This is a genomic window from Sulfurospirillum multivorans DSM 12446, assembly GCF_000568815.1.
Taxonomy (GTDB): Bacteria; Campylobacterota; Campylobacteria; order Campylobacterales; family Sulfurospirillaceae; genus Sulfurospirillum; species Sulfurospirillum multivorans.
The window spans coordinates 145,838-159,406 of sequence record NZ_CP007201.1 but is presented as its reverse complement, the minus strand read 5'-3'; the positions used below and the strand labels follow the sequence as shown (position 1 = coordinate 159,406).

Below are 13,569 nucleotides of genomic sequence, written 5' to 3'. Positions count from 1 at the left end.
AAACTATTTTATCACTTTTTGAACCCACTTCCAATAGAACCCAAACACGATAAAAAAGAATCCCAACCCACCTGTAATCAGTGACAACGAAAGCCCCCATTCAAACAAGATCCCAATGGCAAAAGAGACGAGTGTACACATGCCCATAAAAACCATATCGTTATAGGCAATCACCCTGCCATAAAAGGCTTCATCGGTTTCGTATTGTAAAAGCGTGTAGGTGTACGACCATAAACTTGTCGTAAAAAGCCCGCACACAAAGATCCCGATAAAACTGAGGTAAAAATCATACTGCAACACACCCCAGAGGATAATGCCTATACCTTGAACGATAAAAATGTAAAAAAGAGTCTCTTTCGTGATATAACGACTGAGTAAAAATTGCCCTAAAACCTGAGAGAGCGCACGCGAAGCGTTGATAAAACCCATCACGAGCGCAATCGATAAGAACTGTTTGTATTGATGATCCGCCAAAAGAGCGATGAGCGCATCATACGCCGTTAGCCCCACACTCGCGTGCAGAAAAATCAGATGCATAATCTTTGGATTTTCTTTGATATAGACAAACCCACTCCAGATCATTGCCTTTACATGTAAAGCATGTTGGCTTGCAATGGAGGGAATATCTAAGCCCAACAGCAGGTAAAAACTGATGCAATAAAGAACCATATCGGCAATAAAAGCACTGGTTGTTCCAAAGTAGTGAATATAAAACCCCGCCACCGCCATTCCAAACGCATACGAAATAGACCAGATCATCGAGTGAATTTCATTGGCAAGTTTAAGTTCGTCATTGTTTAAAAGTTTGGGTAAAAGCGACATCTCTGTTTGAAAGTAGATACTTCCCGTTCCCATGCGAATAAAAATCAATCCCAGTAAAATCCACAGAGCGTCCAGTGACGTGATAAACATAAGCCAAAAAACTGTTACAATTTCGATCGCTGTTAAAAAAAGCATAAACTTTTTCGTATCAACTTTATCGATGATCGCGCCACTAAAAGGGGCTAAAAGCATCGAAGGCAAAAAGGTAAATCCCGCCGCCGCACTGAGTGCCCAAACAGGTGCATCTAACTGTATCAAAAGGGTATAAATTCCCATGTGGCTAAACCATGCGCCAAAATAGCTAATAAGCTGGATAATGCTTAAGCGACGAAGCGTTGTGTTGTTGCGTAACAACTCAACATACTGATTCATTTCTTCTCCTAAATTTTTTCACCGCCATTGTAACTTTTCATACGCTCTTTTAAGCTTTTGTGGGTATTAATTAGTCCTAAAGATATATCGCAATAAATCGTATTTTGTGTTACAATAAAAGACACTAGCAATAAGGGGGAAAAATGAAAATTTCAACGCGGATTTTAATCTCGCTCGTTCTATCACTGCTACTCTTAGGTGGATGTTTAATTGGTATATCTTAATAGCAATACCAAAAGTAACGCCGAGACCTTTGTCAGTGATTATGAAAAAAGTGCCTATACCTTTTATGAAAATGAACTCAAAACAATTATGGAGATGATGCAACACAATGCAAACACCATCTATAAAGCAGAAAAAGCCAAAGGCAGCTCTGATGCAACCATTAAAGAAGCTATTTTGGCACAATTGGATGAACTGCGTTTTTTCAATGACAAAAGCGGTTATGTTTTTATTTATGAAAATGATGGCACTAACGTTCTTCTCCCCACCAATAAATCACTACAAGGTAAAAGCCTCATTGGATTAAAAGACTCTAATGGCGTCTTTTTTGTGAAAGAACTCATTGCAATGGCACAAAAAGGTGGCGGTCTTGTGAAATACTTTTTCCCAAAAATCAAAGATGGACAACCGTTTTTGAAATTTGCCTACGCCGTACCCTTTGAACCCTACAAATGGACGCTAGGAACGGGTATTTATGTCGATAATGTCGAAGCGGAAGTGGGTAAAATCAAAACACAAATCAGTGACAATGTTGCTTCTCAGATTCGCTCGTTCTTGCTCATCTCTTTAGTCCTTGTGGTTTTCAGCATCGCAGGAACCATGGTTATCATCAAACGAACGATTTCAAACCCTTTGAACGCACTGATTCTCCGAGCAGACAACCTCTCCAGTGGCGATGGCGACTTGACGCGCAAACTTGAAGTGGTCGGACGCGATGAGATCGCAGAAGCGAGTACGAGCATTAACCGTTTTATCGAAAAAGTGCGTATTTTAATCGCGGAAGCGAAGAACCTCTCGAACGAAAACTCTTCTATTTCGCATGAACTCTCTTCAACATCCCTTGAAGTAGGACGTTCGGTTGAAACATCTATGAACATTGTAGGCAACACCACGGGCAAAGCCACAACACTCAAACAAGAGATGAATGCGGGGATGAATGAAGCCAAGTCAGGAAAAGAGGAGCTTCTAAAAGCCAACAACTATCTCACAGAAGCCAACCATGCCATACTTGAGCTGACCAAAGAGATTCAAATTAGCGCAAGCACCGAGATTGAACTCGCACACCGTGTTCAACAACTCAGCTCCGATGCCAGCCAAGTCAAAGACATCTTGGTCGTTATTGGCGATATTGCCGATCAGACCAATCTGCTTGCGCTCAATGCTGCCATTGAAGCAGCGCGTGCAGGTGAGCATGGACGAGGCTTTGCCGTTGTTGCGGATGAGGTGCGAAAACTAGCAGAGCGAACCCAAAAAAGTCTGCAAGAGATCAATGCAACCATCAATGTCATTGTCCAAGCCATCGCGGACAGTAGCGATCAAATGACCTCTAACTCCAAAAAAGTAGAATCCCTTGCCACCACGGCGAGTGATGTTGAGACAAAAATCAACAATATGTTCAACGTCATGGGCAATGCCACCAAAGTTTCCGATAAAACTGCAGAAAATTACCTCAAAACTGGCTCCGACATCGAATCGATGATTGATGATGTCAGTCGCATTAACGACATCTCCTCTCAAAATGCTAGAAGTGTTGAAGAGATCGCGAGTGCGGCGGAACACCTCAGCCGTATGACCGAAACACTCAACCTCAAACTTTCTGAGTTTAGAACATGATGGATGTGTGCGAATGAACGCTGATTTTTCCATTGTTTCGACGGCTATTCTATTGATGTTCGTGATTGATCCTTTTGGCGCGGTTCCAGTGATTCTCTCCATCCTCAAAGATGTAGACATCGCGCGCCGAAGGATTATTATTATCCGAGAAATGCTTTTTGGACTTGTTATTTTGATGCTTTTTCTTTTTGGTGGAGAGCTCTTTTTAAGTATTTTTCACTTGGAAACAGAGTCGGTTCGCATCGCAGGAGCGGTGATCTTTTTTGTCATTGGCATCAAGATGATTTTCCCAGGAAACGAAGGCAGTAGCGGACTGTACGGCTCATCTAAAGAGCCTTTTATGGTACCTATCGCGATGCCACTCATCGCAGGCCCCTCAACACTCGCAACGCTCTTAGTCCTTGGAAAAGCACACACGCACGAACTAGGCGGTGTCTTTGCCGCGCTCATTTTAGCATGGCTTGCCTCCGCACTCATCATGTACCTCTCGCCCCTACTCTACAAACTGCTACGCGAAAAAGGACTCTCAGCGCTTGAACGCTTGATGGGAATGTTACTTTTAATGATGTCGGTGCAGATGTTTATAGACGGTATACGAGGGCTTATTCACACGTTTTAGGTTTACATGTAAAGGATTTGGCTATTTCACCAAATCCTTATATTCATGCTTAAAATGCTCTACTTTAGGGGAAACGACAAACATGCAATAGCCTTGGTTTGGGTTGTTTTTGAAATAGTCTTGATGGTAAGCTTCGGCTTTGTAGAACGTTTCCAAAGGCTTTATTTCGGTGACAACGGGCTTGGTAAATTTGCTTGAAAATGCTTTGAGCGAAGCTTCTGCTTGCTCTTTTTGGTGTTCATCGTGGTAAAAAATGACAGAGCGGTACTGGGTTCCGACATCGTTTCCTTGGCGATTAAGCGTGGTGGGGTCGTGAATGAGCCAAAAGATTTTTAGCAGTGCTTTATACGAAATGATGCTAGGATCAAACGTCACTTGCACCACTTCAGCGTGTCCTGTGGCGCCACTGCTGACCTGCTCATAGCTTGGAGTGTGAAGCATTCCTCCTGCGTAACCACTCACCACGTCTATCACACCGCGTGTCTCTTCAAAAACCGCTTCCAAGCACCAAAAACAGCCACCACCCAATGTTGCAACTTCGTATTTCATCTCTGCCTCCTTTGCACTCACGTGAGTGATAACACTCAGTGAAAGCAGCATTAAAAAGAGCACTTTTTTCATGAATAACTCCCTTTTACCAAAGATTATAGCATCTGCTGATAAAACCTAATCTGTGCCGTTTCGAGTAATCTAATTATGTTATAATAACCAAAAAAATAGGGTGTATGTCAAAATGAAAAGCAAACCCTCACTGCAAGTAACACAAACAAACGATGGTTTTACGGTGGCATTGCAGGGTCAATGGGTCAAAGAGGCGGTCAAAGCGCTTGACCTGGCATTTAACGCGCTTACATGTAAACCAGAAACTGCTTATACATTTGATCTCTCAGGCATTCGTGAATTTGACACGCATGGTATTATGCTTATTTTGCACTATGCTAAAAAACTGGAAGCACACAAATGCACTGTCTCAAAAGTGGGTGCGAGTGAATCGTTCGAAAAGCTATTCGCGGTTTGTGAGCAAAACTACCCCGCAGACAAGATCATTCTCCCTCACGAAAATTTTATACTCTCGTATTTAGAAAACGTCGGTAAACACATATTTGAAGGCTACAAAACCCTCTCTTTTTTCTTCGCTTTTACAGGAGAGTTGACCCATTTTGTTATTGCTGCTTTTCTAAAACCTTTTACCATTCGTCTGAAAGCAACGCTGTATCACATTGAGCAAAGCGGTGCTGGGGCTATCCCTATCATTTTACTCACCTCTTTTTTGATTGGTATTGTCATTGCGTATCAAGGGGCAGCCCAACTGGAAAAATTTGGCGCCAATATTTTCATTGTCGAGATGGTCACGATCTCTGCGGTGCGTGAGTTAGCACCGCTTTTAACCGCCATCGTTGTAGCAGGACGAAGTGCTTCTGCCTACACCGCGCAAATTGGTGTTATGAAAATCACCGATGAAGTCGATGCCATGAGCTCCATGGGCTTTTCGCCATGGAATTTTTTGGTCTTACCTCGCCTTTTTGCTTTGATACTCTCCATGCCTCTTTTAGTCTTTTTTGCTGATATTGTCTCGATTTTTGGCGGTATGGTCATCGCTACAACCAAACTGGATGTGAGTTTTGTCGAATTTATTGACCGCATTAAAGAGACCGTTGCGCTTAAACACCTTATAATTGGATTGATTAAAGCGCCTATTTTTGGAGCTGTTATCGCAACCATTGGCTGTTTTCGTGGCTTTCAGATCGACAGTAGCACCGAGAGTGTCGGTAAATACACCACGATTAGCGTCGTCAATGCTATTTTTTGGGTGATCGCCATTGATGCGATTATCTCTGTTCTTTTAACGGAGATCGGCCTATGAAAAATCATGTTGTTATTGAAGCAAAAGAGATTGTGACCTCGTTTGGCAAAAATGTCATTCACGATGGCATCAGCTTTAAAATCCAAAAAGGGGAGATTTTCGGACTCTTGGGTGGTAGCGGTAGCGGTAAAACAACCCTGCTTCGAGAGATGATCATGCTCCAAAGAACAACCGAGGGGCAGATGCTTGTTTTAGGCACCGATGTGATGAAAGCTTCATCCAAAATGGCTCAAAAGTTAAGGCAAAAATGGGGCGTGCTGTTCCAATTTGGCGCTCTGTTCACCTCGTTAACCATTTTAGAAAATATAACCATCGCGATGCGTGAATACACAGATCTTCCTGCTTGGATTATCGAAGAATCTGCTTTGATGAAACTCTCCATGGTAGGACTTCCTCCCAAAGTAGCCACGATGTTTCCCTCAGAACTCAGCGGTGGTATGAAAAAAAGAGCAGGACTTGCGAGGGCTCTTGCACTTGATCCAAAACTACTTTTTTTAGATGAACCAACCTCGGGACTTGATCCTCAAAGTGCAAGAGCCTTTGATGAGCTTATACTCACGCTTCGAGACACCCTAGGCATTACCGTGGTGATGGTCACGCACGATAAAGACACGATGGCAAATGTCCTTGATCGCTTTGTCATTTTAGGCAATAAGAAAGTGCTCTTTGAAGGCAATATGGAACAGTTAAAACAGACAACGAACGACGAATTGAAAAAATTTTTAAGTTGAGGAAAACATGGAAAATAGACTCAGTTATATTTTAGTAGGCGCATTTATTTTTATATTGCTCATCGGAGGTGTTTTGGCGATCTTTTGGTTGGGAAACTATTCCGATGAAGGAACCTTTAAATTTTACAGGGTGGCGACCAAAGAGTCTGTTTCAGGACTCAATGAAAAAGCACCTGTCAAACTTCGAGGTGTTCAAATCGGTGAAGTACGCGCCATCACCATTAACCCCAAAAATGCTGAAGAAGTTTTAGTTACCATTCGTATTCAAGATGACGCACCTATTAAAGAAAATACGTATGCTGTTATCGAAGCACAAGGGATTACGGGGCTTAGTTTTATTCAGCTTCAAGGCGGAACCAACGAAGCCAAAGAGCTTAAAACCAGCGGTAAAGTCGAAGAGTATGGCATTATCTACTCTAAACCTTCAACCTTTTCAAGGCTCGATAAAACAATCACCTCGTTAAGCACCAAAGCAGAGATGATTTTTGAGCGGGCTGAGCGCATTATGAGTGAGAAAAATGTCAAAAACTTGGAGATTATCATTGAAAATAGTGCCAAGATAGCTGAATCTACCAGCAAAACCATGGCAAACATCGAAGCACACAACAAAGAGATCAATCAACTCTTACAAGAAGCTACTGCTGCTGTCAAAGGGGTTAAAGATATGTCGCATTCGTTCTCAACCGCCGTTGATACCACGGGCGTTACAATGATGCGTGACGTGAGTAAAGCCTCTCAAAGCATTACGAATGTTATGGGAGGACTCAATCAAAAACTTGAGAAAGGCTCCTTCGATGTCGATATTTTACTGAAAGAGAACCTGATGCCTTTACACCAAACGCTTCAAGAGTTACAGGTACTGCTGAATGAAACACAAGGTCTTGTCAGTAACCTCAAAGATAGTCCAAGTGACCTTCTCTTCAAAGAAGAGACCATCAAACCTGCTCCAAATGAACGATAAAGGAAAAAGAATGAAACCGATACTGCTTGCAATTTTCACACTCTTCATACTCAGTGGATGTAGCGTCAAAGAGACCTCTTTGAAACCCTACAACTATACTCTAGAGCCCATGTTAAAGCTAAAACACGTTAGCGTCCAAAACCAAGATGTGCTCAAAGTTGCCTACATCGATGCGCCTAGTGGGCTCAATAGCCGAGCGATCTTGTACAAAAAAGATGGTGCGATGCAACCTTACAAATACGGAACATGGAGCGAAACTCCCCCTTTAAAACTCCAGCACCTCATCACCGAAGCCTTGATGGATCAACACCATTTTAGTTCGGTTATTTCAGGAACGTCCATGGCAGCCAATAACCTTGTATTGGAGCCTGTCCTTCAAAATTTTGAAGAAGTTTTTAGAGAAGATGGAACATCCTATGTCCATGTTAGCCTACGTTTTCGCGTCGTCGAAATCAAAAATGGTGACGTCTTAGGCAGTATCAAACTCTCCTCCAAAGAAGAGGTTACCAACACCAACGGTGCAGTAGGAACGGTTGAAGCGTTTAATTTAGCAACTGCCGATGTCATCCAAAGCCTCGCCACCTGGATCAATGAGGTTCGCAAGTAACGATGAAAAAAATTCTCTTTTTAGTCTTATGCACGCTCTCGTTTCTATTCGCTAAAACGGATTTTAGTGAAATGAGTACCGAAGAGCTTGTCGCCTTGATGGGCTATGTGGATAAGACAAAAGAGGAGCGCTTTTATGAAGAGCTAGAGCGTCGAACCCAGCAGATGAGTGAAGCACAAAAAGCGCTTTACGAGGAAGATAAACGAAGAAGAGACCATGCCCAAAACTAAGCTTCTCCTTTTGGAAGATGATACCAATCTCAGTGAAACTATGTGTGAGTTTTTGGAGTCTAAAGGGTATGAAATAACGCCCATTTACGATGGAGAAGCCGCCGAAACACTCATCTATGAGCATCATTTTGATCTTTTTTTACTCGATGTCAATGTTCCTTTATTAAATGGTTTTGAGCTTTTGAAAAACGTGAGAAAAGAGGGCAATACAACGCCTGCCATTTTTCTCACATCCCTTAATGCGATTGAAGATTTAGAACAAGGCTATGAGAGTGGATGCGATGACTATTTGCGCAAACCTTTTGCCCTTAAAGAGTTGCTTTTTCGCATCGAAACCATTTTAAAACGGGAGTTTTTCCACGCAATAAGTCCTAGAATACAGATAGATGAGCGCATCGCGTATGATTCGATGAGTAACCAACTCTTCATCAATCAAACAGCAGTACAACTTCAAAACAAAGAGGCAAAACTGCTTAAACTCTTTTTGCAAAAGAAGAATGAGATTATCAGTCATGAGATGCTTATGACGCATTTATGGGAATACGACGAACAAGGCAGTGACGAAACCCTTCGCACTTACATCAAAAACCTTCGTAAAATTATGGGGAAGGACCGCATTGTTAGTATTAAAAAACTGGGATATAAATTTACGCTCGCGTGAAAAAAAGACGCTTCGATCGTTTTTATTTCTTTACGCCTTTTTAACACTGCTGATCTTAGCCTTTGTTGCATTTTTATACTATGGCTTGGAGCGTGATTTGATGCTTCAAAACCAAAGAGAAGCGCTTTCAAACCTGACCAATGAACAGATCGCGCGCTTAAAATCTTTACATGTAAACCTTGAAAAAGAGCAAATATATCCTAGAGATGAGCGTTTCAACTCTGCCATTTATGACAGCAGTCTTAAGCAAATTTTCTCAACATTGAGCACACACAAAGTCAATCTTTATGAGGATATTTACCTTAAAAACGACCGTATCTATTTTATTAAAGAGCTCGAGTCTTACTATTTAGGAGCGCGTTACATCGTTTTGGAAGTACCTGCACCCCCAGCATGGAGCGAAAAAGTTTTTCGTAAACTCTTAGGTTATGGCGCGCTTATCTTTTCTATTTTGGTGGTGATTGGCTATTTTCTGCTGGGTCTTCTTCTGCGTCCCATGAAAGACACGATAGCCCTTTTAGATCGTTTTATCAAAGACACAACGCATGAACTCAATACACCCGTCAATGCCATTCTCTCCAACATCGAGATGATGGACCTTCAAAGCCTTGATGAGAATATGCTTAAGAAGATCAAACGCATTACGATCGCATCGAAAACGATTTGCAACCTCTACGATGATCTGACCTATTTGGTGCTTTCCCACAAAATTCTCTCTCAAGATGAAACGATTGATCTTAAACTGCTTCTTGAGGAGAGGTTGGAGTATTTTTCTCTGCTCTTTGAATCTAAAAAAATCCAACTTACCCATACGCTTGAAGAGGGAGTTTACCTCACTATTGATCGTAAAAAGATGACAAAACTCATCGACAATATTCTCTCCAACGCGATAAAATACAATAAAATTGGTGGTTTCATTGAAGTCACCCTCGGCCAGCAGGGCATCGCGATCAAAGACAGTGGTAGAGGCATTGAGAAGAGTCAAATCAACCAAGTCTTTGAGCGCTATTCACGCTTTGATCGTAGTGTGGGAGGCTTTGGTATTGGGCTGAGTATTGTGGCGAGCATTGCGAAGGAGTATGCTTTACATGTAAAGCTAGAATCGGTACTTGATGAAGGAACGACAGTGAGGATTTCATGGTAAAAAAAGCGCTTATTTTCACGCTTGTCATCTCTTTCCTTGATGCAAAAACAGGCGTTTATGAGAAAAATTGCCTCCCGTGTCATGAAGATATGGCGGTTAAAATCGATAAATTTTTCTACCGTTATTTACTGAAATACAGCAGTGAAATGGAAGTGAAAAACGCGATGACAAAGTATCTTAAAAACCCAAAAGCGGAGAACTCTATCTTGGTCGATGGACTGATTAACCGCTTTGGTGTCAAGAAAAAAACAACACTCAGCGACACAGAACTCCAAGAAGCCCTCGATACGTATTGGCTAAAATACCAAGTTTTTAATAAATTAAAATAACTACTTTTTTATTTCACAATAGATTCACTTTTAAGCTATATAATTCTTCTATTATTTATATAAGGAGATTCGATGAAAGATGAAAAAAACAGTATTCTTGGCAGGTCTTGTGTGTGTTACTTCTATTTTTGCAGCAGATGGGGCAACACTTTTTAAAACATGTACTGCCTGTCATGGGATGAAAGCAGAAAAAGCAGCCCTAAACAAATCGCAAATTATCGCGGGTTGGGATGCTGCTAAAATCACCGCCGCACTAAATGGTTATAAAGCAGGCACTTACGGTGGTCCACTAAAGGGCACTATGACACCACAGGTTAAGAACCTGAGCGCAGACGACATTAAAGTACTCTCAGAGTACATCCCTACACTTAAATAGCCTTACCTTTCCGAGGGGAAATTTTTCCCCTCCGCTCCCACTTCTTTCTGTTTAAACTCTTTTAAAATCCTATTTATCCAAAATCCTTATCTGTTCATCTACAAACACATCCTCTAACCCTTTTCTAACGGCTCTAAATTTAACATTAAATTAACACTTATATGTCATTCTTTTACACAAGGAAACTTTTAGTTTCAAAATGCCGCTTACCCGAAGTGATCGCCAAACCTACATCGGGTAAGCACAACGTGCTTGTTGCAACGTGGAAATATTCTACTCAATCATTGGCTTAAAGACTAAGCTATTTCTGCATTAACCACAAGTACCTTTTACATGTAATATCTAAAAATAGTTTGCAAAGGCAGAGACACCTCCCCTCTTGGTGCACCATTATGTCACAAAAATAGTACGTATTAAGAGGCTCTGCTTTTGCAAACCATTTTAAAATCTTAAGGAGGTGTTAGGTGGAATACATTGGATTATATCCTCTATTCTATTTTCCAGAAATTGGCTCAGCTTGGCTGATGGGAATTACGGGCAGCATACATATTATGGCGTCGCATACGTCTGTTGGCGCGGCTTTATTGTTTGCTTTTTTAGCACACAAAGCATACCACGAAGACCGACCAGAACTTTATGACTATATGAAAAAGTATGGTATGTTTTTGGTGATCTTCTCTTATGTTATCGGTTCTATTACGGGGCCTGGTATTTGGTATACCGCCACAGCGGCGAGTCCTCGTGGTATTAGCGCGTTGATTCATAACTTCGTTTGGGTGTGGGCAACTGAATGGGTCTTCTTTATTGTTGAAGTGATTGGTATCTTTACACTCATTTATACGATTGGGAAGATTGATCGCAAAACACATCTAAAGCTTACTTATATGTTTGCGTTAGCTTCCATTTCTACCCTATTCCTCATTATCGGCATCATCAGCTTTATGATGTGGCCTGGAACGGAAGCATGGTATCAAACAGGTTCAGCCAGCGACGCGTTTTTTGGTATCAATACATTCCCACATATGTTTCTACGCATTGGCTTTATGATTGTTATGTCAGCTATCATTGGATTTATTATCAGTAGTAGCCTAAAAGAACAAGATCTTAGAGCTGAGCTAACGCGTAAACTTGCGGTTGTTGGAATGATTGGTGGGCTTACGGTCATGATGTCGTTCTTATGGTATGTGCAAACATTGCCACAAAGCGCATGGGATCTTTTCCATGATGTGCTCTGGGAACGTGATGGAATGACACGAATTATTGTCGTAAGCGTTATTGCATTCTATCTACTGTTAGCGTTTGCACTCCCTCGATCTATCAATACAGTCTTAGCCGTCGTGATGATGCTCGTTATTGGCGTTATCGGAGTTTGGCCGGGTGAAAAAATGCGAGAGAGTATGCGTAAACCTTATGTTGCAGGTCGCTATATTTACAGTAATCAACTGATTTCAAGAGATGTTCCTGGTAAACATGTCAAATCTGAAATGGCGCTTGTCGCAGAAAAAGGCTTGTTAAAGCTAGCCCCTTTTATTCCTGATCGTCTGCGAACCATTACGCCTGAAAATCAACTTGAAGCAGGACAGTTGCTCGCCAAAATCGCTTGTTCCAATTGCCACTCCTTGGAAAAAGGAGCTAAATTTAGACCATTACCCGATAAGTTTCCAGAAATGGATGAGGATACGATTGAAATGGTACTAACAGAGGTTATTGCAACGGGAGTTCGTAGTTATATACCACCGATTAAACTACCTGCAGATGAAACTAAAGCGTTAGCAGCTTGGCTTGCTACGCAAAATAAATAGGAGGACGACATGGATATTGGTCTTGTTTTAAATACGCTTCGCGATCCTGCGGGCGTACCCTTTTATCCCATTGTATTTCAAGCACTTTATATTCTAACATGGGCATTGCATATCGCCTTTGTTTTGTTAGCGCTTGGTGGAATACCCCTTGCATTGATTGGTAATGCTAAAAAATCCATTGATGAAAACTGGAAAAAACTAGGTGCGCATATGACACAGGTTGCCAAAATCAGCGTCTCTTTGCTCATTGTTTTAGGGGTCGCTCCTCTTTTATTTACGCAAGTCATCTATGATGCGAATTGGTACGTCACCAACACATTATCAGGACTTTGGGTTGTTGCTTTTATCTATATCCTGATTTTAGCGTACTCACTTTGGTATTGGTTCTATTATGCCAATAAAGGCAATTCTTCGTTTACATGGCTTATCGGTAGCGTCTCTTTTGTTGCTTTTATCGCAGCAGGGGTTTTGATGCATGCTTTTGCCAACGAATCCATTCAACCCGATCAGTGGATGAACTGGTACGCCCCCAATGGCGTGGTAGACACATCTGGTACTGTTTTGCATATTGATATTCTACGCTTAGCCTTTATGGTGAGCCTTAGTACACCTGTTGTGGGTATCTTTTTGCTCAACTATACAGATTACACATCAAAATGCGATGGCTATACGGCTGAATATCTCGCATTTGTGAAGAGCCTTGGTAAGAAAATAGCTATTGTAGGCTTACTGATCAGTGCTGTTCTTTTTGCAGCATGGGTTCTTACACTTCATATGTTATTTCATCCATTGGTGCTTGCTATTGTACTTTTTGTGCTTATTTTGCTTTTTATGGTGATCAAAGAGATCAACAGTTACATTACAACCCTTGTTTTAGTGGTAACGGCACTTCTCATTTCAACACTGCGTGAAGTCATTCGCATGAATATCATGAGCAAATACGGCTACAGTATCTATGATTATCCAATGAATATCGACTGGCCAACTGTGATTATGTTCTTATCAACATTTGTCTGCGTTGGCTTTACGGGCGTTGGATTTATGTTGACATTAGCATGGAGGGCAGGACGAACCAAAGGTCTTTATACGGCAGATGGTACCGTTACTAAACTGGCCAATGCTACGGTTGGCATTACGATTATTTGGGCATTAGTCTTTATTGCATGGGGACTTGTTGTCGTCTTTAAAAATACACTCTAAGCGCGTCTTCTATTG

Annotated in this window: 14 protein-coding genes and 1 pseudogene; 13 read left to right on the top strand and 2 right to left on the bottom strand. The window is 41.6% G+C overall.

Annotation, left to right across the window (positions count from 1 at the left end; genetic code table 11):
• Positions 1–3 precede the first annotated feature (3 nt).
• Positions 4–1,194 carry an MFS transporter gene (locus SMUL_RS00815; RefSeq protein ID WP_025343368.1) on the bottom strand — a complete coding sequence of 397 codons (1,191 nt, stop codon included), beginning with the start codon at positions 1,192–1,194 and terminating at the stop codon, positions 4–6.
• A 143-nt stretch (positions 1,195–1,337) separates the two neighbouring features.
• On the opposite strand from SMUL_RS00815, the pseudogene SMUL_RS00810 reads away from it, so the two are divergent.
• Positions 1,338–3,030 (top strand): annotated as a pseudogene (locus tag SMUL_RS00810) (methyl-accepting chemotaxis protein).
• A 13-nt stretch (positions 3,031–3,043) separates the two neighbouring features.
• Positions 3,044–3,649, top strand: a complete 606-nt coding sequence (locus tag SMUL_RS00805; RefSeq protein ID WP_025343367.1) for a MarC family protein — start codon at positions 3,044–3,046, stop codon at positions 3,647–3,649.
• 21 nt (positions 3,650–3,670) lie between these two features.
• Here the strand turns inward: SMUL_RS00805 and msrA are convergent, their stop codons facing one another.
• Positions 3,671–4,198, bottom strand: a complete 528-nt coding sequence (msrA, locus tag SMUL_RS00800; RefSeq protein WP_025343366.1) for a peptide-methionine (S)-S-oxide reductase MsrA — start codon at positions 4,196–4,198, stop codon at positions 3,671–3,673.
• Positions 4,199–4,382: 184 nt separating this feature from the next.
• Between msrA and SMUL_RS00795 the strand changes: the two genes are divergently transcribed.
• From SMUL_RS00795 to SMUL_RS00745, 11 genes are all read left to right on the top strand, one after another.
• Positions 4,383–5,513 carry an ABC transporter permease gene (locus SMUL_RS00795; RefSeq protein ID WP_025343365.1) on the top strand — a complete coding sequence of 377 codons (1,131 nt, stop codon included), beginning with the start codon at positions 4,383–4,385 and terminating at the stop codon, positions 5,511–5,513.
• Positions 5,510–6,244 carry an ABC transporter ATP-binding protein gene (locus SMUL_RS00790; protein WP_025343364.1) on the top strand — a complete coding sequence of 245 codons (735 nt, stop codon included), beginning with the start codon at positions 5,510–5,512 and terminating at the stop codon, positions 6,242–6,244. Before SMUL_RS00795 ends, SMUL_RS00790 begins: the two co-directional genes overlap by 4 nt.
• 7 nt (positions 6,245–6,251) lie before the next feature.
• Positions 6,252–7,205 (top strand): MlaD family protein, encoded by a 954-nt coding sequence (locus tag SMUL_RS00785; protein ID WP_025343363.1) that lies wholly within the window; start codon positions 6,252–6,254, stop codon positions 7,203–7,205.
• A gap of 10 nt (positions 7,206–7,215) precedes the next feature.
• Positions 7,216–7,812 carry an ABC-type transport auxiliary lipoprotein family protein gene (locus SMUL_RS00780; protein WP_025343362.1) on the top strand — a complete coding sequence of 199 codons (597 nt, stop codon included), beginning with the start codon at positions 7,216–7,218 and terminating at the stop codon, positions 7,810–7,812.
• A 2-nt stretch (positions 7,813–7,814) separates the two neighbouring features.
• Positions 7,815–8,042 carry a DUF1104 domain-containing protein gene (locus SMUL_RS00775; protein ID WP_025343361.1) on the top strand — a complete coding sequence of 76 codons (228 nt, stop codon included), beginning with the start codon at positions 7,815–7,817 and terminating at the stop codon, positions 8,040–8,042.
• Positions 8,029–8,703 (top strand): response regulator transcription factor, encoded by a 675-nt coding sequence (locus tag SMUL_RS00770; RefSeq protein WP_025343360.1) that lies wholly within the window; start codon positions 8,029–8,031, stop codon positions 8,701–8,703. The genes SMUL_RS00775 and SMUL_RS00770 overlap by 14 nt, the downstream gene beginning before the upstream one ends.
• Positions 8,660–9,847, top strand: a complete 1,188-nt coding sequence (locus SMUL_RS00765) for a sensor histidine kinase (protein WP_025343359.1) — start codon at positions 8,660–8,662, stop codon at positions 9,845–9,847. Before SMUL_RS00770 ends, SMUL_RS00765 begins: the two co-directional genes overlap by 44 nt.
• Positions 9,841–10,176 (top strand): hypothetical protein, encoded by a 336-nt coding sequence (locus SMUL_RS00760; RefSeq protein ID WP_025343358.1) that lies wholly within the window; start codon positions 9,841–9,843, stop codon positions 10,174–10,176. Before SMUL_RS00765 ends, SMUL_RS00760 begins: the two co-directional genes overlap by 7 nt.
• 79 nt (positions 10,177–10,255) lie before the next feature.
• A complete protein-coding gene (locus SMUL_RS00755; RefSeq protein WP_025343357.1) occupies positions 10,256–10,552 on the top strand; it encodes a c-type cytochrome in 297 nt (98 codons plus the stop codon).
• Between the two features lie 464 nt (positions 10,553–11,016).
• Positions 11,017–12,354, top strand: coding sequence for a c-type cytochrome (locus SMUL_RS00750; protein ID WP_025343356.1), 1,338 nt, complete (start codon positions 11,017–11,019; stop codon positions 12,352–12,354).
• Positions 12,355–12,363: 9 nt separating this feature from the next.
• Positions 12,364–13,554 (top strand): hypothetical protein, encoded by a 1,191-nt coding sequence (locus tag SMUL_RS00745; RefSeq protein ID WP_025343355.1) that lies wholly within the window; start codon positions 12,364–12,366, stop codon positions 13,552–13,554.
• The last annotated feature ends 15 nt before the right edge of the window (positions 13,555–13,569 follow it).

Excerpts from the sequence above, each read along its gene's own strand:
- SMUL_RS00815 (WP_025343368.1), bottom strand. The coding sequence starts at position 1,194 with ATGAATCAGTATGTTGAGTTGTTACGCAACAACACAACGCTTCGTCGC.
- SMUL_RS00805 (WP_025343367.1), top strand. The coding sequence starts at position 3,044 with ATGAACGCTGATTTTTCCATTGTTTCGACGGCTATTCTATTGATGTTC.
- msrA (WP_025343366.1), bottom strand. The coding sequence starts at position 4,198 with ATGAAATACGAAGTTGCAACATTGGGTGGTGGCTGTTTTTGGTGCTTG.
- SMUL_RS00795 (WP_025343365.1), top strand. The coding sequence starts at position 4,383 with ATGAAAAGCAAACCCTCACTGCAAGTAACACAAACAAACGATGGTTTT.
- SMUL_RS00790 (WP_025343364.1), top strand. The coding sequence starts at position 5,510 with ATGAAAAATCATGTTGTTATTGAAGCAAAAGAGATTGTGACCTCGTTT.
- SMUL_RS00785 (WP_025343363.1), top strand. The coding sequence starts at position 6,252 with ATGGAAAATAGACTCAGTTATATTTTAGTAGGCGCATTTATTTTTATA.
- SMUL_RS00780 (WP_025343362.1), top strand. The coding sequence starts at position 7,216 with ATGAAACCGATACTGCTTGCAATTTTCACACTCTTCATACTCAGTGGA.
- SMUL_RS00775 (WP_025343361.1), top strand. The coding sequence starts at position 7,815 with ATGAAAAAAATTCTCTTTTTAGTCTTATGCACGCTCTCGTTTCTATTC.
- SMUL_RS00770 (WP_025343360.1), top strand. The coding sequence starts at position 8,029 with ATGCCCAAAACTAAGCTTCTCCTTTTGGAAGATGATACCAATCTCAGT.
- SMUL_RS00760 (WP_025343358.1), top strand. The coding sequence starts at position 9,841 with ATGGTAAAAAAAGCGCTTATTTTCACGCTTGTCATCTCTTTCCTTGAT.
- SMUL_RS00755 (WP_025343357.1), top strand. The coding sequence starts at position 10,256 with ATGAAAAAAACAGTATTCTTGGCAGGTCTTGTGTGTGTTACTTCTATT.
- SMUL_RS00745 (WP_025343355.1), top strand. The coding sequence starts at position 12,364 with ATGGATATTGGTCTTGTTTTAAATACGCTTCGCGATCCTGCGGGCGTA.